The following is a 21,836-nucleotide window of genomic DNA, read 5'->3' as shown; positions in this document are numbered from 1 at the left end:
ATTGCCCGCCGGCACCCTCGGCGGGCGTGAAGGAACGTATGAATATGCAAACCGACAGCAGCCCCTTGCTCGCCAAGCTGATTGATCACTCACGTCCTCCCGCCCCCGGTCGGGACGATTTCAAGACCGCCCTGCAGCGCCTCAACCTCACCTCGGTATTGGACATCGTACGATTGTCCGAAAGAGCCTTTGCCGAGCAACTGGCAACGTACAACGATGACGATGCACACACGGTGTACCTCAAGGCCCAGAGCGTCGCCGCGCAACTGGAAACGCTATTTCGCGAACAGCAAGTCTCGTCCCCCCCTTCTTCACCGCGCAATAAACGCAGTCTCCCCCCCGAGACCAGCGCAACCTACCAGGCCTTGTTCAAGGAAAAGTGGGACCAGTTCTGCTCCAGTTCGTCGATTGCAGCGGTTGACTCACCGACTGCCTACCTGCGGGCGCTCTATTTGTTCGCCCAGCAGCTGGAAGAAAACACCAAGGACGCAAACGCGCTCAAGCTGTCGCAGCGACGCCCGGAACTCAAAGACCAGGTGATCAACCAACATAGCGTTTCGGGCCAGGTTCCCATGTTGTCGATCGTCAACCAGATCTTGCTCAAAAATATCGCGCCGGCCAAAGAAGAAGATACCTATAAGGTGCTGAGTGAAACCTGGTATCCGTTTTCTCTGCCCTATCATTTGCACCATCAGCAATGCCAACAGGGCCTGTCGGGCGACAAGCCGGCGTTGGGTGAGTTGAACTATCGCATCAGTCGCCAATTGCCTCTGGCGGGAGAAACCAGCACTTACGGGCAGGTCGGCGAACAGAACAACGAAGTCCAGTGTCAGTTATCGGGGTTGAGCCCTCAACAACAGACAATGCTGAAAGCTAAATGGGTTACCGAAACAGAGGTGGAAAAAGAGGAAAAGGTGAAAAAGTTCCATCTCCAGTTTTACAACTGGACGATAGATCAGACAGGACCAGAGAAACTCACTGACTTTCTGAACCATACACAACTGGATGCCGACCAACTTCAGGCGCTGCTTGCACAACAGACTCAGTCACCACGCCAATCGCCTAACTGCAAGCAAAACCCCGGCCTCACCTACGGTGCGTGCTATATCAACGGCACGACCACACCCGCTATCAGCCTGGACAACGCCAAGCTGACCCACGTTAGCCTTGAGCGCTTCGACAGGCTGCAACGCATGATTCGTCTACAGCGCTGGCTCGGCCTGCCTTTCGCGCAATTGGACACCCTGATAGTCAGCGCCATGCGCTGTGAAGGCCATCGCAACAGCACGCTGCTGATCACCCATAACACCCTCCGGTCGCTGGGGGTCTTTTGCTATTTGAGCAAACGCTACACGTTGCAAGCCGAAGAATTTGCCGCCCTGCTTCATCAGTTACCCGTCCATGCCTCAGGCGACCGCGTGTCATTGTTCGACCAGGTGTTCAATCGCACGGGTTCCGCCCTGCCTCCCCTGTATCTGGACAGCGCTACGTTCGACGGTACCACCCGGCAACAGCTCTGCGCGGGGTTGGGCCTGCAAGACACCCAGGATTCGCTTCAACTACTGATCAACCCCAACAAACCTGCAACCCGCACGATCGAGACGGTCAGCGAGATCTATCGGCAAGCGAGAGTCGCTCGCCTGTTCGGGTTATCGGTCGTGGAATGCCGACAGTTGGTGCAAATGCTCGGGAATGCGAACTTTCTCATGCAGCTGCGCAACCCAACGTTACGCAACAAACCGAAGGGCACGACTGACTTCCTCGACATACTCATGCACCTGGAGTGGGCCAGCCGTTGGTTTAAAGAAAACGGCAGCAGCCTGACGCTGCTCAGACGCCAGCTATTGCTGGATCGCCAGGTCCAGGACCCGATCATGAATCAGCTATTGAAGGAGTTCGCCAGCTATGACCAAGCGTCTCTTTCCAAAGCGTTGCAACTGCTTGATCTTCCTCAGCAACCCGGTGACGAAAAAGATCGTTTACCCGCCGTTGACTGGGAGTCCTTGGCCTATACGGCGCTGCAACGGATGCGTCCCAATAACAGCATCGAGATGGCGCTCGATCAAGTGCTCTCTTCCGTTCAAATCAGCACGATGCCTGCACGTACGACACAGTTGATCGACCGAGCGAAACCTAAGCTCAGCACACTGCTGAGCAACGCGCGGAATGAGTTGTGGGCTTTATATCTACGCCTTAAAGAAATCACCCAAGCCGACCTCCATGAGCCAAGCAAAGCCAACGGCTATCAAAAATACGACAATGACCAGCATTTCCTGCGGTTATATGCCCCCGCTGCTTCGCCGCTGCAAACGCTCAGTTATCTGATACTGCGGTTACCTCACGCCGCCGATATTCTGCAACTGCCCCTCAGCCCACAAGTACTTCACCAGTTCCTGGTCAATCCGCACTGGCTCGCGAGCAAGTACAAGATGTCTTCGTTGCTTGAACTCACCCCGTACAACCTCTACCTCATGCAGCAGTTCAAACATTGCCTACACCACTGCGGCCTGACGGAAGAGCAACTGCTCAACTACTTCGAACACGCCAATACCCTGCCCAACGGCGCTACGCAAAACACCAGTGAAGAAACGAACGAGCGTCTCGCTCAACTTTTAGGTTGGAATGCCAGTGAAATCGACGTCTTCTGCGACAAACTGAGACCTCCACGCATTACCTCAATGATGCGCCTGGACTGGGTGCTGCGCTGCCGCCAAGCCAGCATCGACACAGGCCTGCCTGCCAACATGCTGATCAAAGCCAGCGAACTGAAAGCCGACTCTACATTTGCTGACTGGAAGAGCGTCGGTGAGGCGATCACAAGTGCGTATTCATAACCCACTCACACCCTACTCACATTCGACCTGCTCAAGGATTGATCATGTCTCACTCGCTTAATCAACAGCTCAATGAAAGCCTGCGCGACGCCATGCTCGCGTACTACCTGACCTACAAGGTACCTACCGACTTAAAGGAAAAGATCACCCATGCCGACGATCTTTACGAATACTGGCTGCTCGACGTACAAGTCAGCCAAGCCGTACCGACCAGCCCGGTAGCCTGTACCATCTCCAGCCTGCAGCAGTACATCACGCGCATCCAACTCGGCCTGGAACCGGGCTATGAAAAGCAGGGCATGACCGCGCAACAGGACACGTTATGGCGCGAACAGTTGCACACCTACGCTCTCTGGAACGCCAACCAACAGTTGCACTATCACCCCGCCAACTACTTGGACCCGACATTACGGCGTGACAAGACCGACAGTTTTGAACACTTGGAAAACGACCTGAGCCAGTATCGAATTCAAGCGGATACCGTCACCACGGCGGTTCACAATTACCTGGCCAGGTTCGAGGAAACCGCCAACATACGCACGATCAACGGTTATATCGACGCCGACTTGAGCAAGCTGCATAGCGGCACCTATTACTTCGTCGGTAAATCGAGTTCCGAAAACACCTATTACTGGCGCTCCCTCGACCTGTCCAAGCGCGCAGGCTCGGTACTTTTTCAGGACGCCTGGTCAGACTGGGAGAGAATCAACTTGTCGGTCTCCGACGCCACCGCCGAGCAAAGTATCCGGCCGGTGTACTTCAATAACCGGTTATTTTTCATCTGGGCCGAATGCATCAAACCCGCCCCCACCAGTTCCGTCCCACCGGCGCAAACGGATTCAGGGGAAAAAAAACAGCTGACCGAATGGATCAACAGCCGCTACGTCAAGTTTCGCCTCAATTTTTCTTATAAAAAGCACGATGGTAGTTGGAGTGCACCCAAAGCCTGCATCGAGGAGCACTGCGCCACCGAAGACGTCAACGCATTGACCTCTGCCTTTCTGAAAACCATTACGCAGACGGTAGCTATCGTCGACAGTAACGGCCCCCCGGTACTGTTTTTAAGTGTGCTGGCCACCAGCCGTAAAGACCCCAAACAGCAGGAGAACTTTATTGGCAAATTTTTCCAGGCTGTCCACGTCGACCAGTCCTTCAACATCACCACCATCGCCGATGGCGGCAGCCCCGAGCGCTACAGCGTGCTGCCCGGCTCACAGGTGGACGAAGAGATAAACCGACTCCTGGAACACTTCGATCCGTCGCAGAAGACAAAAGTGCAGACTGTCGTTCAAGGCAAAGATCAAAGCGTGAGTGGGTACTACAGTGAGTTGCTGCCTGACACCGCCCGGCAATACCTCACGTTCTTTGCTCATAAAAACCAAGGTAACTTGCAGTTCAAGGTGACCCCCCCAAACAAGCACTCGATTTCCCCCAGGGAGGAAACGATTACCGAAAACAACATTCATTGGAACTTTGGAAAAAATCGAGAAAAAATAAAAAACCCAGAAACAAGTGACGTCTCTTTTGATTCAAATACCAATGAACTCGTATTTACTTCCACCCTCAATGAAAATTTCCGGCAATCGTACAGCGTCACATTAACAAAAGAAGCCCCTAAGGATATTAGCATCATACTGATAGTAGACGACGCACTGGATGATCCGAAAGCCACTCAGCTCAAACTGACCAGTGAGTCTAAAATTACCGGCCCAACAGACGAGTTAAAAACTGATTTTTACGCTCTTTATTTTAAAAACACGGCCACGCATGACGAGTTCCCCAACGCTGTACATATCAAAAACGGGTTACTCATTAACGCTAAATCCAAAGACGGGAACACCGTCTCACTCGAAGATCATTATATCGACAAGAATGCGTTCATCAGTTTATACACCGGTACAAAAAACTCCATCCAGGTCGCCCTTGACCGCTACAGCAAATACCCAGACGCAAACAAAAAGACGTCGCTGCACGCACAAAATACGTTGACCATCAAAAGGCCCAACGTGCGCACATCTAATTTACGTGCCTATAAGCACATCATTATGAGAGCCAATTTCAAAGACTACCCATTCACCGAAAAAATCAATGCCAACTCACATCAAATCATCAACTATCAGGACACTGTCCACGAAAGCCTCACCGGATCAAATCCCGAATTACCCAGCGGGCATCGGGTCACGGCGCGGATTCCAGTGACCACGGAGGAAATAACGTCGGGCATCACCCTGATACACGGGGTGGTGACGCTTGAGCCTGCCAAAGAAGACGACTCGACAATTCTCGGCTATACCCTGAAAGCGACCACCTTGAAGCTGGCCCCTTCCACCTCTGACACAACGCTCAATCAACAACTGGCGCCGACGATCAAAAGACAGACGTCGGAAAAACTCGGCACCGCCGAATTTATTGATTTCCCAACGAGCACCTCAACCCCGCCTGCCGACACGCCCCCCCGCCTTCGCATGAATACCTGTTTTGCCGGCAACCTGGTCAAGGCGGCCAATGTCAGCCTTGAGCATTTGTTTTCGTTAACACCGAAAACGTGGCAAGAACCTCCACTCACGCCAGGTGGAGCAGCAGAGGACATTGACTTTAACGGGGCTCACGGCAAGTACTTCTGGGAGCTGTTCCTGTACGTGCCCTGGTTGGTTGCCCACCGCCTGAATCAGGAGCAGCAGTATGTCGAAGCCCAAGCCTGGCTCAAACACATCTTCGACCCAGGGCGATTGGCCGATACGGCCAGCGAGCGCCCTGCATTTTGGGGATTCAACGAGCTCGTTCGTACGGGTCCGCTCCCCGGTTCAGTCACTCACGATCCACATAAACTGGCGATTCGCTCACCGGTGCATTTTCGCAAAGCAATCTACCTGCTTTATCTCGACATACTGCTCAATCGTGGCGATGCAGCCTATCGGCAACTCACCCCCGACAGCCTGACCCAGGCCAAACTCTGGTACACGCGAGCCAATCACTTTCTCGGGCCACGCCCCCGCGTCACCACCACTGAACCGTGGGATGAAATCACCCTCGAAAGTTTGACGACGAGCCGCTCTAAAGCCCTGGTAGAACTGGAGCAAGAAAACCCACCAATCAATGTCAACCCTGCGACCGAAAGCACCGCACTGGCTTCGCTCACGGACACCGATAATCTGTGCCTACCCTTCAATACCGATCTGGTGGCGCGCTGGGACAAGCTCGAAAGTCGCCTGCATAACCTGCGCTACAATCTAGATATCACTGGCAAACCCTTGCGCCTGTCGCTGTACGCAACCCCGCTCTCACCTCTGAAGCTGTTGGCCAGCCGCAGCAGCGGTGCCTTCGGCGAAGGAGGCGCGGCGCCGTTCATTGACGCGCAAGTCGGCCATTATCGCTTCCAGATCATGCTGGGCCACGCGCTCACGGCAACCGAGGCGGTGATTCAATTCGGCAACACGGTGCTGAGCCTGATTGAGCGCAAGGAACAGGCTGAATACCTGGAGTTGCAGCAACAACAAGCCTGGGACTTGGCCAATATCGTCGTCACCCAACAACACCAGGCATTGTTGCTCGACGAGAAAAACCGCCAGGCACTCGGCGCCAGTCGTAGCATGATCGAATCCCGGATGCGCCACTACGAACGCCTGCTCACCGAAGGCATCAGCCCCGCAGAAGCACACGCAGGCCAACTCTACCTGATCAGTAGCGGATTCGAGGCCGCAGGTTCCGCCGCCGCCGCAGCGGCCGGCATCGCGATGATCGCGCCGAACATCTTCGGTACGAGTACCGGCGGGTCGCGCTGGGAGGGCCCGTTTTATGCAGCCCAAGCCTTGGCTCAAGGCGTCGCGACAGTGTTGCGGGGCACTGCCGCAGACCTGGACCGTTCCGAGCAATTCAACCGTCGGGAGCAAGAGTGGGCGCATGCCCAGGATCAGGCCCGACTCGAATTGGCACAGGTCGATGCCCAGTTACAAGCCTATGCCGAGCAGGAAAAAGCCACGCGCCTGCAATTACGCCTGGCCGAGACCTCCCTGGCCCAGGCCTGGTCGAACTATCAATTGCTGGCCAAGCGCTTTACCAGAGCACAACTGTATGACTGGCTCAATGTACAACTGAGCAAGTTCTACTACCAAGTCTATGACCTGAGCCTTTCCCTGTGCCGCACCGCGCAAGCGTGCTGGCAGTACGAAGTCGCAGACTATGCGAGCACGTTTATCCAGCCCGGTGCCTGGAACAACAACTACCGCGGCTACCTGGCGGGTGAGGCCCTGAAGCTGTCGCTGTTGAAGATGAATGCGGCCTATGTGGACCAGAACGTGCGGGACCTGGAGATCGTCAAGACCATCTCCCTGCGTCATCGCATGATCGATTGCAAAGTCTCCACACCTACAACAGACACAACCGACACTCAATCATCGAGTACACAAAACACATGGGCCGAGCATAAACGACAACTGGTCGATAACGGCACGCTGTGCTTCAAGTTGCCCGAGGCTCTTTTTGAAGAGGATTACCCCCACCACATCCTGCGGCGAATAAAAGGCATCAGCGTGTCGTTGCCCGCGACGCTAGGCCCCTATGAGGACATCAAGGCGATACTGACCCAAACCCATAACGAAATCGTATTGCCCGCAGGCGAGCGGCGCCGCGACATGCGTGCCCATCAGCAAATCGCACTGTCCACCGGCCTGGATGACAACGGCCTGTTCACCCTCAACTTCGAGAGCCACGATCGCTACTTGCCCTTCGAATACACCGGGGCCATCTCCAACTGGACCCTGGAATTCCCCAATCACAGCCGGCAAGAAGCCGTACTCCAATCAATCAACGATATCGTCATTCACCTGCGTTACACCGCCAGGGTGCCAGTTGCCAGCAGGGGTAAGGTATGAACGACGATACGCCCAACCTCCAAGTCAATACCCCGGCCCTGCCCAAAGGCGGCGGTGCCATTCAAGGCACCGGCAAAGGCTGGGGCGATGTCGGCGCCAGCGGTATGGCCACCTTTGAGATTCCCTTGCCGATCTCTCCCGCGCGCGGTTACGCGCCGGCCATGTCGCTGGCCTATCACAGCGGCGCTGGCAACGGCCCCTTCGGATTGGGTTGGGGGATACCCCTGCCGGCTGTCAGCCGGCGTACCTCCCATGGTGTGCCGGCCTACACGGAGCACGACGTACTGGTGGGCCCCGACGCGCAAATATGGCTACCCGAACGCGACGCCGAAGGTGCGATCGTCAGCCGCGCCGCGACCTCCTTCAATGGTTTGCCACTGACCATCGCCTACACGGCCACCCGGTACTTTCCCCGGGTTGAGAGCCATTTCGACCGTATCGAGCACTGGCACTCGGCAACCGATGCTGCAGGCTTCTGGTTGATACAAAGTGCCGATGGCAGTCAGCACTTTTACGGGAAGACCCCATTGGCCCGAATTGCCGATCCGGACCACCCGCACCATGTGGCGCAATGGTTGTTGCAGGAAAGCCTGAATACCCACGGCGAACACATTTATTATCACTACAAAAAAGAAACTGACTCCTCACGCTACCCGAGGGACTGTCGAGCCCAGCGTTACCTGGAGCGCGTCTGCTACGGCAACTTCACCGCCGAGGAGCAGGAACAACTCTACCTTTGGAAGACCGACGATGAGCCGGGCATGGGCTGGCACTTTCAGTTGCTCTTTGACTATGGCGAACGTGACCTTGAGCTGGATAAGCGGCCGACGTATCAGAAAATCCGGGAGTGGCCGACACGACCCGATCCTTGCTCGGATTTTTCGTTCGGCTTCGAGCTACGCACCCTGCGCTGTTGCAACCAGATTCTGATGTTTCACCACTTCCCCAAGGAAGCGCAAATGGGCACCGACCCGGTGCTGGTCAAACGTCTGCTGCTGGAATACCGCGCGCCCACCCATGTCAGCCTGTTGATTGGGGTCCATGAGCAGGCATTCGATAGCTCGGGCAATAGTGTGAGCCGCCCGCCGCTGGAGTGTTTTTACCAATCGAGCCAGCTCAAGGTGGACAAGAGCGGCTATAAGCCCTTCAGTTCGCTGCCCGGGCTGCATGACAGCGATCGCTATCAACTGGTCGATCTGTATGGCGAAGGCATACCCGGTGTGTTGTATCGCACTGACAAGAGTTGGTACTACCGTGAACCGCTCAGGCCGCAGCACACGAAAACCAGCGACGAGGTGATTTACGGCGCGGCCCAGGAGTTGGCGCGGGTGCCGGTCGCCGACAGCACCCGGCCCATCCACCAGGCGCTGGCCGATGTGGACGGCGATGGCCGTTTGGACTGGCTGGTTGCCCACCCAGGAATGAATGGCTTTTTCAGCCTGGATGAACAGCGTAACTGGTCAGCCTATACGTCGTTCGATGCATTCCCCTCGGAGTTCTTCCACCCCCAGGGCATCCTCGCCGACTTGATGGGGACGGGACGCCCTGACGTTGCCATGATCGGCCCCCGTAGCGTACGCCTGTATGCCAATCGCCGAAGAAAAGGCTTCGAACCCGCCATTGAGGTGCCTCATAAGCTCGATGACGTCTTGCCGATCGTTTCCGCCTCGCCTAACGAGCTGGTGGCGTTCAGCGATGTACTCGCCACGGGCCAACAGCATCTGGTGCGTATCCGGCATGACGAAGTGAAATGTTGGCCGAACCTGGGTCGAGGCCGCTTTGCCCGAGGGTTTGTGTTGGCTACGTTGCCACTGCGTTATGAAACGTTCAAGCCGGCCAATGTACTGCTCGTCGACCTCAATGGAGGTGGCGCTACGGACTTGCTGTATTTGAGCGCCGCCCACCTGTGGATTTTCCTCAATAAAGGCGGCAACGGTTTCGAGGCGCAGGCGATCAAGGTCCCGTGGCCAGAGGGTGTGCAGTATGACGACCACTGCCAGGTCAACATCGTCGACGTGAGCGGCCGGGGCTGCCCTAGCCTGATCCTGACCGCCGCCCACCAGACCCCCATCCATTGGCGCTACGACTTTTTCAGCCACAAGCCCTGGCTGCTCATACGCACCGACAACAACATGGGCGCCCAGGCGGCGATCAAATATCGCAGCAGCGCCCAGGAGTGGCTGGACGAAAAACGCGAGCTGCATGCCAAGGGCCAGCCCGCTATCAGCCAGTTACCCTTTGCGCTGCTGCTCGCCAGCCAACAAACCCAACGAGACGAAATTACCGGCAACCAGCTGACCCAGCGCGTGAGCTATCGTCAGGCTTATTACGACCGTGTGGACCGCAAGTTTCGTGGCTTTGGGCTGTTGCTGCAAACCGACACCGACAGCCGCAAAGACGCCCCTCACGCGCCGGGCTCAAGCGCTCCCGTGCTCAGCAAAACCTGGTTTCATACCGGGCGATCCCTTGACATGCCCTGCCTCGGCCAGAGCACTCACGACCCGAACGCCAAGGCTCCCGGCCGCACGCTGGTCAGCCGCTACAGGGGGACAGCTGGGGCACAACCGCTGGATCATCATGACGACTTGATCAGCGACCCCGCACCGGCGCTGGCACGCGACGTGGCCCGTGCACTCAGTGGCGCGGTGCTGCGGGTCGAAGTGATGGCAGCAGACCCGGCGCAAGACGCCGTGCCCTACTCGGTCAAACACCAGCGGTATCTGGTCCGTGAACTGGCCCCCGCCAGTGCTCATACGCCCTACCCCCGGTTGCTGCCATTAGCGCTGGAGTCGATCAGCTATCAATACGAAGGCGTGGAAAACGATCCCGTCTGCCAGCACCAGATCAATCTGCGCTGGGATGCCTATGGTTACCTGGTGCATAGCGTGACCCTGCATTATGCCCGCCGTACCACCACCGACAGCCCGCCGCCCGCCGTGCTGGTGGATGAGCACCAGCAGCGCTGGTGGCACGATACCCATGACAACGCGCAACAATTCTATTACCTGAGCGAAACGCTGGCGCAGCCCATTCATCTGGACGACGCACAGCAGTGGTGCCTGGCCTTGCCCTACCGCCAACGAGACAACGCCCTGGTGCTCGGCAAGGCGCCGGCGCCTGGCGGGCTGGACCCTGCGCGTATCGCCTATGAGGTGTTCATCGATACCAGCGTCGGGCCGCTGGCCGCAGGGGCCAGCCGCACCCTGAGCGGCTTGTCGCTGCAGTACTACCGGCAGGCCGGTAGCTCCGGTAAAACCCTGGAGCCTGGCGTCGCCACCGTCCAGGCATTGACTGACTATCTGGAAATCGCCGAGCTGGATGACCAGGCCATAAGTGCCTACAACGACATTCCGGCCATGCCCAACCAACCCAAGGTGGACCTGGTGCAAAAGCTCACCGACAGCGGCTATCACACCATGGAGTTGTTTTTTCTATTCGACGGCGAGGTGCCGCCCAAGGAAAACCGACTGTGGTCGATTCGCCGGCACTTTCCCCGCTATGGCAAGGCCACCCAGTTTTATCGGATAAGGGCGCTGCGGGCCACCGAGGCCCATGGCGAAACAAAGCTCACCTATGACCCCTACACGTTGCAAACCGTGCGCGTAAAAATGCCCGACGATTGTGTAACCAAGGCCGAATACGATTATCGATTGCTGCTGCCGATAAAAATCGTCGACCCCAATGGCACTATTCAAGAAGCGCTTTATGACGGTTTTGGGCAGTTACTCGCCAACACCTTTTACGGCCACGAACAAAGCCTCAGAGTGGGCTTCGCCGCTCTGGAAAGCTACCGCCCGCGCAAAAATGTAACGCCCGCATTGGCCATCGAACAGGCGCAAAGCGTGCTGCAAGACATGGCCAGCGCGCACTGCTACGCGCCTTTCAGTTGGATGGGCAGCATCGACTTGGCTCTGGTCAAGCACGAGTGGATTACCAAGGGGTATCTGCTCCCCGGCGGGCATATCCGCATGAGCGCGCGATCGCGGCTGGGTGGTGCTCGCCAGCCCCTCAGTGACAGTGCAAAACAACTCAAGGCGTTGATCGATGAGGCCAGCCGTACGCCGGTACATGGGCTCATATTGCAAGCTGACCGCTACCCCGGCGATGCCGAACAACAGGTTCGCATGACCCTGACCTGCTGGGATGGCTTCGGCCGCTCATTGCAGACCAAGCAGAAGACCGAACCAGGCCCGGCCTATGCCGTCGACGACAAGGGCAACCTGTTGGTCGACGAACTGCCGGATGCAAACGCCACTTTGAAGAAACAGCTGCGCCAAGTGCAAGCCGACCCCCGCTGGCGCATCAGCGAGCGTGTCGAATACAACAACAAGGGCCTGGTCATTCGCGTCTACCGCCCCTACTTCGCCGACAAGCACACCTACGTCAATGATCAATCCATGCGCGAGCTGGGCCACAGCGACCGACAGTTCTACGACCCCCTCGGGCGCCCGACAAAGACATTGACCGCAGGAGGATTTATGCGGCGTAACACCTATTGGGCCTGGTACACCGTCAATGAGGACGAAAACGACACTTATGCAGAGCTGAACTCCGACAACATACTGACTGATACCCCCTAAAGACCTGGGTATCTACAGAACTTTTGCTCCTGCGCCAGACCTGTAGCGGTCTGGCCCCTCCAACGTGAGCCGTTCAAATGTGTGTGAGGCTTGCCTGCAAAGGCAGCCTTGAAGCCGACTGGGATGTTGAATGGGCCGCAGCGACGACCCATTCATGTTCTTGTCAGGATCGCCGGGCTGCGCCCCATCGCGACGCCAAGGTTGTATACCCGCGCCTGGCAAACGTTACGAAAAAGCCGCGCCATTCGGTCAATGATGCAATCACGCCGCGGGCCGCCATGACAATTGTTCGAGTGGTCCGGCCTTGAGCGGCCTGTGGCAGGCCCGTCAGCGCAACGGCCAATGCCTCGACACCGGACGCGGCCCAGTGCGTCCACACCTGATTGAACATTCTGCTCAGCCCACCGTGCGCCGTCGCGACAGGATCCGGCAGCTGTACGGTTTGGCCATGGGGATCGTGGACGGCGGTCCGGTGACCGCCACGCATCATCGTTCCCATCGCCCCATCGTAGGCTTCTATTGCAGGTGAGACATTGGGTTGCATCAGCGCAGGCACTTCCCCGCCATAAACAGCGTTGGCCACGGTGGCAAGGGCATAGGCGGCCGTCGCTCCGGCGGTGCGCGTGACCCTGCCGCGCAGGGGCGTGCTGCCCCAGGAGATGCCGGTACCGTGCCCACGAAGGACCTGCTGCACCAGTTCTCTGGAGAGCGCGCGCACATGTCCGCCCAACCGCTGGACCGCCACCGGGTCCCAGCTGTGCTCGGCTTGATCACCTATCGAGTCGCCATGCATGGCATACCCCATACCCGCGGCACCTGCAAAAATAGCACCGATCTGTGGCGCATATCGCGTCCAGTTACCGGCGATACCGGTGCTCATATGTGCCGTGGACACTGCATCCAGCACCGCAACGGTAAGGCGCAAGATTTGGTTGCGTTGTGCCGTGGGCTGGACGGTACTGAAGACCGCCAGATCGACGCCCGTCGCGATTGCATTGGCGATATAGGTGGATAAACCATCGCGAATCGCTGCCGCCGAGGCCGGTTGTATCCTCGGGCGCATAACCCTGCCTATATTCGCGAGCCTGCGGCTGATGGAAAGCCTGCGTATTTGTTTATCCTGCGACTCCTCCAAAGCCGGTGTGGCAGCCAGCCCTTGCGCATCGACCTTGCTAACCGGATTACCGCCAACCATGGCGTACAGATTCAAACCATCGGCATCGCCAATCGGGTCCGGGCTGATCCATCGGCATAACCACGGTGCGTAATACCTGAAGCCGTAGTAAGACAACCCACTGGCATCGCGCTCCTTGCCCGAGTAACGGATGAACCTGTAACTCGCCTCACTGGCATTCTTCGCCGCCCACCAGGCAGTCCCGCCGAAGGGGTAATAACTTTCCTGGCTGAGCAGTTGCGCCTGCTCGCCCAGTTCCAGGCTGCTGCTGCCCAAGTGGTCCGACAAGCCGTAACGGATCTGCGCGTCCTGGCGCCCCCCCGAAGGGTGGCGATCCCAAAGCAGGACGCGGACCGTGGTCGTACCAGCATCAAGGTTGAGTACATTCAGTTGCTCACCCGTTGCGCTGTCATGCCGAATTTCCAGCCCCGGCAAGTAGCGCACCTCGGCCCTATGCAGCACGCCCCGGGCCTGGGAGATCCGGCGCTTGAGGATGCGCTGGCCCGTGGCATCGTAGGCGTAACGTTCTTCATCGTCGTTGCCGCCCTCGCGCCGCACCTGCGTGAGGCGCACCAGTTGATTGCGCACATCCCAGCCCATCTTGTGATCGCCTGCCAACGCTTGCAGATTGCCGTTGCGGTCAAAGCCCTGGCCCAACCCCGGCGCAGCCTTTCCATCAGCCTGCGGCAGAAAATGATTGCTGCCCGCGGCCACGCTCATCTGCCGCGTGAAGCCCGTGCCGCTGCTGGGCACATGTTGCAACTCAAGCATATTTCCGGCGGCGTCATAGCTGAACCGCTGGGTGTAGCGACGCCATACGCTGTCGTCAGTCGAGCCGAACGTCACACTCGCTGGTAACGCCGGGCCTCCAGTGTTGCCGGCGGTTTCGCGGCCGGTGGCCTTGGTCAGTTGCGATAACGTGTCGTACTCATAAAGGCTGGTCGAACTGATTCGGGTGTTGCTGGACCATTGCGTCGGCTGGGCAAGGTCATCGATCCGCACGACGTTGCCAACGCCGTCATACTCGTAGCGCAGGTCTTGCAGCGCTGCGCCCGGTCGCGCGGGCAGATGGGCAGTCATTTGCCGCAAGCGACCATCGAATTCACGGTAGTGCATGGCACGCACAACGCCGTTGCCGGCGCGTTCGCTGAGCACCTGACCCGCTGCGTTATAGTGCCGCTGGCCCAGTACCTGCGTACGCTCGCCGCCCCTGGGCGTCACAAAGATGCTCGCCGGCTGGCCGTCAATGCCGTAGGCGTAGTCGAAGCGATTGCCCTTGGCGTCCGTGTGATGCAGGCGCTCACCCAGCGCGTTGAACCCAATGGATGTCTGGAATATCTCGGGCTCCAGGAGCACCTCGCGTTGTGCGTACAGCTGCGGCCAATCCAGCGCGGCATCCGCCTGCCGGAAGCGTCGGGTCTGCTGAGCAACTTCTGCGTGCACCCCATACCGCTCGTGGAACAACGAGCCGCCGCCGTCATCGTGGCGAACCACCCGGCCGCAGCGGTTGCGCGCCGCCTCTTCGTTCGAAGATGCAGCATAGGCAAGACGCTCGACGCACAACGCTTGCCCGTCACTGGCCGCCTGCTCGAAGACCGCCACCGGCCGCAGATATTGATCGTAGCGATGAGCCTGGTGAGCGCCCCGCCCATCCCATTCTTCCAGTAACTGCCCAGCCTCCCCCATCAGCGTCAGCCGCCAGCCGGCATCCACGCTGTCGGTGCGCAACGCTTGTCCACCAAGGCTATAGACCGTGCGTTGATTGGGCGCGGTGTCAGGCTGTGAGCGTGACAACTGCAACAAACGTGGGTCCCACTGTTCAATCATCAAGCCCGTACTGCCATACACCTGACGATGAATGCGCATCTGCGGTTCAACCTCTGTGCTTGAACGGTGGTAATCGATGTTACGAACAATTAACCCACGCGGGTCGACTGCGACCAGGGACGGCGTGTTTCGATGGATGGAATCAGACATGACCTCAGGACCTTATTGCTGAACAAGTAGTCCTGAGAGCCTAGGGATGAGGGGATGAGAAAGGTGGTGCTGGAGGATGCTTTTGTGTATCCAGTTACTGGCATCGCCCCGACCCGCTCACGTGTCAGCGTGCCGCCCGCCCTGACACCCTCGGACGGCTGGGCTTGTAGCGACGCCAAGCGGACGCGTTTGACTCCCAAGGCGCGTCGACCCGTTGTTGGTGTCGATAGAACGTCACGCGGCCTGCCAGTTGCAGACGATGCCGATAAAGCCAGCGCAGCTCGGAGGCCGTGGCAGATACCCCTTGCTTGCTGACGACGGCTCCTATGTCCAAATTGTCGAGAGCGAAATGGACCATCGCCGCACTTTGCGGGCTAGTCAAGGTTTCCAAAGCCGATTTGCTGCTTCGAGTGACGATTTTTTGCTGAATGGCCAATAGGTCTGTGCCAACGTGTTGGCGAGCCGTCGCCTCGAGTGAATACCTGCCTGCGGCAAGATCACTGACAAACCTCCTCGCGAATTGCTGGTTGCAGGAAGTTGACGTACAACCTGAATATTTCGAAACAATGCCCTCGTAAAACGGCCGGACGCCGACCGAAAGCTGCTCAATGAGCTCGGCCTTGAGTTCGTTAGCTTTCGCTGGGTCATGTGGATCTTGCGTCAAGTCGCTGAATAGCTCCGCATTCACGTTGCGAAATGCAGAGAAGGCGCGAACGGGAGGCGCCAGCCCGGCAGTCCAGCGCTGCAGTTCCGCGCCTGAAAAATAGGCCACCATCGCATCCCCGCGCGCGCTCAGCTTCGACCAGAAACTCCTGTAGGCAGCAACCGTCGCGGCCAAGCCAAAGAGAATATCGCCTCGACCGGGTTGGAATTGCTCGCCAAACGTCGTTTGCGTGCCATCGGCATCCCTGAACCCTACGGGATTGCCCCGGGCCATCGCATACAGGTTCAAGCCGTCCACATCGCCCATCGGGTCCGGGCTTATCCAGCGCTGCAACCACGGTGCGTAATAACGCGCACCGTAGTAGTACAGGCCCGTGGCGTCGCGTTCCTTGTCGGAGTAACGGCGAATCTTAGGGTGCCCCCGAACGATATTGCTGGTTGCCCACCACGCCGTTGCGCCATAAGGATAGTAATGCTCCTGGCTCAACAAGCGAGCCTGCTCGTCCAGTTCCAGCGCACAGCTCTTGAGGTGATCCAGAATGCTGAATCGCAGTGAGTGGGTACTCATCTCGCTGGGTTTGCCCGACTCCCATTGCACCACGGTGACTCGCCCACCGCCCGTATCAATGTCCAGCACATTGAAGCGCTGTGCCCTTTGCTTGTGTACTTGCAGGCCCGGCAGGTAATAGGTTTCCTGGGTGTAAGGTTTTGCACGAGCCTCACGGCTGCGAACCTTGAGTGCGCGCAGGCCTTGACTGTCATACAGGTAACTCTCCACGTCAGGGTCACCGTTCTCACGCTGTACCTGGGTGGTGTAGGTCAATTGATTGCGCACATTCCAGGCCGCCTGCTGTGTGCCGTCGAGCGACAACTGATTGCCATTGGCATCGAACGCCCCATCCCATTGAACCTGCCGCCCTTGCGCTACGGGCACGGCGCGGTTCGTGAGCGCCGCCACTTGCATTTCGCGGGTATAGCCTGTGCCGCTGGAGGGCACGTGTCGAAGGCGCGTCAGATTGCCCGCACCATCATAGGCATAATGCTGGGTGTAATTGCGCCAGAGCCCCTGATCCGTCGCCCCGAACTGCACCTGCGTTGGCAAAGCCCGGCCCCCGGCATTGGCGCTATTTTCCCGACCGCTGGCCTGGATCAACTGATAAAGCGTGTCGTACTGGTAGCGATTAACCGCATCAATCCGGGTGTTGCTGTGCCATCGAGTCGGTTGCGCCAGGTCGCTGAGGCTGAGGATGTTGCCGACCGGATCGTACTCATATACCAGCTGCTGCAGCGGCGTGCCGGCCTGCCCTTGGCGGTACACCTCAAGTTGCTGCAAACGACCGTCGTGCTCGGCGTAACGGGCGACTTTGGTAACGTTATTGCCCGCCCGCTCGGACACGACTTGGCCGCTGGCGTTGTATACCCGCTGATTCATCAACACTTGGCGCTCGCCGGTCTTGAAGATCAGCAGCATTTCCAACACCCAGCCCTGTTGCCCATAGCGCCACTGTAGGCGGTTGCCCTTGGCATCGATCTGCTCCAGCATTGCACCCAGCGCATCGTAACGCCAGGTGGTGGTATAGGCCTGGCGTTCCGTCAGCAGATCCTGTGCCTCATCGCTGTTTGGCCAGTCGACCAGAGCGATATCGGCGCGAAACCGTCTGGTTTGCTTGATGACGCGTTGATCGATCGCGTACGCCTCCACCAGCAGCACACCCGCCGGGTCCGCATGGCGAATCAACCGTCCACAGCGATTGCCGACGACCTCGGCCGAGATTGCGGGCGCGTACGTCATACGCTCGACACAACGGGGTGACGGGTCCTCTGCAGATTGTTCGAACACCGCCACAGGGCGCAGCAAACTGTCATAGTGAAACGCTTGGAGGGCGCCGCGCGAGTCCCAACTGTGCAACCGCTGCCGCGCTGCACCGTACATGACCAAGCGCCAACCGGCATCCATACTCTGGGTTCGCACGGTTTCACCCGACAGGCTGTAAAGGTTCGATTGCGCCGCCACCCCGGTCGAGCCAAGGGCGAACTGACGTGGGTCCCACTGTTCAAGCAAAAAACCACTGGCACTCAACACCTGGCGATTGACCCGCGCCTGAGGGGAGTCCGCGAGCGTTGCACGATGATACTGCACAGTGCGCACGGCTAACCCGCGAGGGTCAATGGCCGTCAAGGTAGGCGTATTTCGATGAAGGGCGTTAGACATGAATTCATGACCTGTTTTGCACTAAGGTCAACAAATCCTAGAGGTACCGGCCTCGATAAAGGGGTATAAAAAGTAGCCTTGTGTAACCAGATTCTGGCACCACCTGTCGAGACCAGCAGGCTTGGCACCTGCTGGCCTCAAAGGTTTTCAGTGCCCGCCGGCGCAGGTCGGCGAGGCCGGGGCTGCGTCGATCTTCGCCCATTCCTCAGGCGTGTAGGTATGCAGCGCCAACGCATGAAATTCGCTCATCAGGTCACCCAAGGTGGCGTAGACCTTCTGGTGGCGCTTGACGCGGTTGAGCCCTTCGAACTGCGGGCTGACCAGCACGGCCTTGAAGTGGGTCTGCAACCCACGGCTGTGCATGTGGCTTTCATCCAGCACACTCAAGTGTTCCGGGCCCAGGGCGGCGAGCGCCGTTTCGATACGCTGTTGCATGGTCATTGCTGCTTACTTCTTCTTGGCCGGTGCGGCACCTTTTGGCGCCAGCTCATTGGTCATGTCTTCCAACAGCTTGTTCACCACCGGTACGGCGCTTTCCAGTTTGGCCTGGGTCATCTGGGCCGATTGCTGAGTCAGCTGCGGCATTTTTTCCAGGACTTTCTTGCCCAGTGGCGACTGGTAGAACGCTACCAGGTCCTTGAGCTCGGATTCGCTGAAGTTGGTGGTGTAGAGCTTGACCATATCGGGCTTGAGCTTCGGCCAGCCGATGGCCTGGTCCAGGGCGGCGTTGGCCTTGGCCTGGTAGCTGTCCAGTACGGACTGCTTGGCGGCAGGCGCCTTGGTCTGTTCGAAACGCTGGGCGAACATTTGCTGCACTTGCATGTACACCGGGGTCCCCAGCTTGTCAGCGTGGGCCAGGGTAAGGAAGGCTTCGGCACTGGCGTTGTGGCTGGCGGTATCGGCAAAAACCTGGCCGCTGGCGCAAACCAGAGCAACCGCGGTACAGATGGCACGAAGACGAGTCATCGAGTTTCCTTTTCTAGCAGGCGAGGTAAGACCCCAAGGGCGCCCATTCTGCGCCTAAAAAACCTCGCGGCTCAACCCCACCCCACGTAGGCCCTGGTTTTGCGGGGCGCAATGGCACAAATGCGGATTTAGGGAACCCACGGCAGCCGCCAGGGCCTAAACTGACCAATCACGACTGGATAAGGAGGGTGCCCGATGAGCCGTATCGAAACCGACAGCCTGGGAGAAGTACAGGTCCCTGATGATGCCTATTGGGGCGCGCAAACCCAGCGCTCGCTGGTCAATTTTGCGATTGGCGAGCAGCGTATGCCGCTGGCGGTATTGCATGCCCTGGCCCTGATCAAGAAGGCCGCCGCCCGGGTCAATGACCGTAACGGCGACCTGCCCGCCGATATCGCCCGGCTGATCGAACAGGCTGCCGACGAAATCCTCGACGGCCAGCATGACGACCAGTTCCCGCTGGTGGTCTGGCAGACCGGCAGTGGCACCCAGAGCAACATGAACGCCAACGAAGTGATCGCCGGCCGCGCCAACGAACTGGCCGGCAACAATCGGGGCGGTAAAAGCCCGGTACACCCCAACGACCATGTGAACCGCTCCCAAAGCTCCAACGACTGCTTCCCAACCGCCATGAGCATTGCTGCGGTGCAAGCGGTGCACCAGCAACTGCTGCCTGCTATCGCGACGCTGTCCGGTGGCCTGGCGGAACTGGCCGCGCGGCATATGAAGCTGGTCAAGACCGGCCGCACCCACATGATGGACGCCACGCCGATCACCTTCGGCCAGGAGCTGTCGGCGTTTATCGCCCAGCTCGATTACGCCGAGCGCGCGATCCGCAGCGCCCTGCCCGCCGTGTGCGAGCTGGCCCAAGGCGGCACTGCTGTCGGCACCGGGCTCAACGCACCCCATGGCTTCGGCGAGGCGATTGCCTCCGAACTGGCGGCGCTGTCGGGCTTGCCCTTCGTGACCGCACCGAACAAATTTGCAGCCCTCTCCGGCCATGAACCGCTGGTCACCTTGCACGGCGCGCTGAAAACCCTGGCCGTGGCCCTGATGAAAATCGCCAACGACCTGCGCCTGCTGGGTTCCGGCCCACGCACAGGGCTGGCCGAAGTGAAGTTGCCGGCCAACGAACCGGGCAGTTCGATCATGCCCGGCAAGGTCAACCCCACACAGTGCGAAGCGCTGTCGATGCTGGCCTGCCAGGTATTGGGCAACGACGTGACCATCGGCATGGCCGCCAGCCAAGGGCACTTGCAGTTGAACGTGTACAAACCGGTGATCATTCACAACCTGCTGGAGTCGATCCGGCTGCTGGCCGATGGCTGCAACAACTTCCAGGAGCATTGCATCGCGGGTCTTGAGCCAGACGCCGCGCAAATGGCCGAACACCTGGAACGCGGGCTGATGCTGGTCACCGCGCTCAACCCGCATATCGGCTACGACAAGTCGGCAGAGATCGCCAAGAAGGCTTACGCCGAAGGGCTGACACTGCGCGAAGCCGCGCTGGAACTCGGCTACCTCACCGACGCCGAGTTCGACCAGTGGGTCCGCCCGGAAAACATGCTCGGCGCTTAAACCGATATCCGCAGCCGCCGGGCCCTGAGCCCGGCGAGCAGCGAAGGCGCCAACGCCACCATCGCCGACCCCGTCACCACCACCAGCGCCCCCACATACCCCAAGGCATTGATCTCTTCGGCCTGCACATAGTCGGGCCACAGCCAGGCCGCCAAGGCCACCGCCACAAAGGTCACCAACGGCGTCAATGCCAGGGTCGCACTGACCCGCGAGGCTTCCCAATGCGCCAGGGCTTCGGCAAATGCGCCGTAGGCCACCAGCGTATTCATGCAACACGCCAGCAGCAGCCATCCTTGCAGCGGGCTCAACTGCAACGCCTCCAGCGGATGCGCCCACGGCGTGAGCAACACCGCGCACGACAGGTAGATCACCATCATCACCTGCAACGAATTCCACACTGTCAGCAACTGCTTCTGCCCCAATGCATAGAACACCCAGATGGTGGTGGCGAGCAGGATCGTCAGCACACCGGCGGTGTAGGTGCCCATGGACGTCAGCAACTCCACCAGGCGTTGGTTGAAGAACAAACCAAAGCCGATAATCAGCACCACCAGCCCCACACCCTGCCCCAGGCTGAAGCGCTCCTTGAACACAAACACACTGGCTACCATCAGAAAGATCGGGCCCATCTGCACTACCAACTGCGCGGTGCCTGGGCTGAGCATTTTCAGCCCAACCAGATACAGCACGTAGTTGCCGACCAGGCCGCACACCGCCATGCCCACCAGCCAGCCGCCCCTGGGGCCGAGCACTTTACGGCTGGGCAAGCGCTTGGTGGCAGCCAGATAGACAAACAGGCAAGTACCGGCCACCGTGAGGCGAAACCAGGTGACGGTGATCGGGTCCATCACTTGCAGCACTTGCTTGAGCTTGACCGGAAGGATGCCCCACAGAAACGCGGTCAGCAGGGTCAGGAAAAAGCCGTAGACCCAGCGGCCGGAGGAGATGTGCATGAGTGCCCCAGATGCCAGAGGAAGTGGA

Annotated in this window: 9 protein-coding genes; 4 read left to right on the top strand and 5 right to left on the bottom strand. The window is 58.7% G+C overall.

Features of this window, described 5'->3' with window-relative positions; genetic code table 11:
• The first annotated feature begins 44 nt into the window (after positions 1-44).
• From E4O97_RS13285 to E4O97_RS13275, 3 genes are read left to right on the top strand one after another with little or no spacing between them, the layout of a single operon-like run.
• The gene (locus E4O97_RS13285) at positions 45-2,834 is read left to right on the top strand and encodes a Tc toxin subunit A (protein WP_248161485.1); all 2,790 of its coding nucleotides are present in this window, start codon (positions 45-47) and stop codon (positions 2,832-2,834) included.
• 44 nt (positions 2,835-2,878) lie between these two features.
• Positions 2,879-7,705, top strand: a complete 4,827-nt coding sequence (locus tag E4O97_RS13280) for a neuraminidase-like domain-containing protein (protein ID WP_248161483.1) — start codon at positions 2,879-2,881, stop codon at positions 7,703-7,705.
• Positions 7,702-12,285: a SpvB/TcaC N-terminal domain-containing protein gene (locus tag E4O97_RS13275; protein WP_248161481.1), complete on the top strand. Its 4,584-nt coding sequence runs from the start codon at positions 7,702-7,704 to the stop codon at positions 12,283-12,285. The genes E4O97_RS13280 and E4O97_RS13275 overlap by 4 nt, the downstream gene beginning before the upstream one ends.
• A gap of 163 nt (positions 12,286-12,448) precedes the next feature.
• On the opposite strand, the gene E4O97_RS13270 is transcribed toward E4O97_RS13275, so the two are convergent.
• From E4O97_RS13270 to E4O97_RS13255, 4 genes are all read right to left on the bottom strand, one after another.
• The gene (locus E4O97_RS13270) at positions 12,449-15,436 is read right to left on the bottom strand and encodes an RHS repeat-associated core domain-containing protein (protein ID WP_248161479.1); all 2,988 of its coding nucleotides are present in this window, start codon (positions 15,434-15,436) and stop codon (positions 12,449-12,451) included.
• Between the two features lie 124 nt (positions 15,437-15,560).
• Positions 15,561-18,311, bottom strand: coding sequence for an RHS repeat-associated core domain-containing protein (locus E4O97_RS13265; RefSeq protein WP_248161477.1), 2,751 nt, complete (start codon positions 18,309-18,311; stop codon positions 15,561-15,563).
• Between the two features lie 147 nt (positions 18,312-18,458).
• Positions 18,459-18,752, bottom strand: coding sequence for a BolA family protein (locus E4O97_RS13260; RefSeq protein WP_032880157.1), 294 nt, complete (start codon positions 18,750-18,752; stop codon positions 18,459-18,461).
• 6 nt (positions 18,753-18,758) lie between these two features.
• Positions 18,759-19,277, bottom strand: a complete 519-nt coding sequence (locus E4O97_RS13255; protein WP_032880156.1) for a DUF2059 domain-containing protein — start codon at positions 19,275-19,277, stop codon at positions 18,759-18,761.
• Positions 19,278-19,472: 195 nt separating this feature from the next.
• On the opposite strand from E4O97_RS13255, the gene E4O97_RS13250 reads away from it, so the two are divergent.
• On the top strand, positions 19,473-20,855 hold the full coding sequence (locus E4O97_RS13250) for a class II fumarate hydratase (protein ID WP_032880155.1): 1,383 nt from the start codon (positions 19,473-19,475) through the stop codon (positions 20,853-20,855).
• On the opposite strand, the gene E4O97_RS13245 is transcribed toward E4O97_RS13250, so the two are convergent.
• The gene (locus tag E4O97_RS13245; protein ID WP_032880154.1) at positions 20,852-21,808 is read right to left on the bottom strand and encodes a DMT family transporter; all 957 of its coding nucleotides are present in this window, start codon (positions 21,806-21,808) and stop codon (positions 20,852-20,854) included. The two genes, E4O97_RS13250 and E4O97_RS13245, sit on opposite strands and share 4 nt — an antisense overlap.
• Positions 21,809-21,836 lie beyond the last annotated feature (28 nt).

The organism is Pseudomonas sp. W15Feb34, assembly GCF_023127765.1.
GTDB classification, from domain to species: domain Bacteria; phylum Pseudomonadota; class Gammaproteobacteria; order Pseudomonadales; family Pseudomonadaceae; genus Aquipseudomonas; species Aquipseudomonas synxantha_A.
This window is presented reverse-complemented; position numbering and strand designations above follow the sequence as displayed.

What these genes read in the sequence shown, in the direction of transcription:
- E4O97_RS13245 (WP_032880154.1), bottom strand. Translation starts at nt 21,808, where the DNA reads ATGCACATCTCCTCCGGCCGCTGGGTCTACGGCTTTTTCCTGACCCTG.
- E4O97_RS13270 (WP_248161479.1), bottom strand. Translation starts at nt 15,436, where the DNA reads ATGTCTGATTCCATCCATCGAAACACGCCGTCCCTGGTCGCAGTCGAC.
- E4O97_RS13265 (WP_248161477.1), bottom strand. Translation starts at nt 18,311, where the DNA reads ATGTCTAACGCCCTTCATCGAAATACGCCTACCTTGACGGCCATTGAC.
- E4O97_RS13250 (WP_032880155.1), top strand. Translation starts at nt 19,473, where the DNA reads ATGAGCCGTATCGAAACCGACAGCCTGGGAGAAGTACAGGTCCCTGAT.
- E4O97_RS13275 (WP_248161481.1), top strand. Translation starts at nt 7,702, where the DNA reads ATGAACGACGATACGCCCAACCTCCAAGTCAATACCCCGGCCCTGCCC.
- E4O97_RS13255 (WP_032880156.1), bottom strand. Translation starts at nt 19,277, where the DNA reads ATGACTCGTCTTCGTGCCATCTGTACCGCGGTTGCTCTGGTTTGCGCC.
- E4O97_RS13280 (WP_248161483.1), top strand. Translation starts at nt 2,879, where the DNA reads ATGTCTCACTCGCTTAATCAACAGCTCAATGAAAGCCTGCGCGACGCC.
- E4O97_RS13260 (WP_032880157.1), bottom strand. Translation starts at nt 18,752, where the DNA reads ATGACCATGCAACAGCGTATCGAAACGGCGCTCGCCGCCCTGGGCCCG.
- E4O97_RS13285 (WP_248161485.1), top strand. Translation starts at nt 45, where the DNA reads ATGCAAACCGACAGCAGCCCCTTGCTCGCCAAGCTGATTGATCACTCA.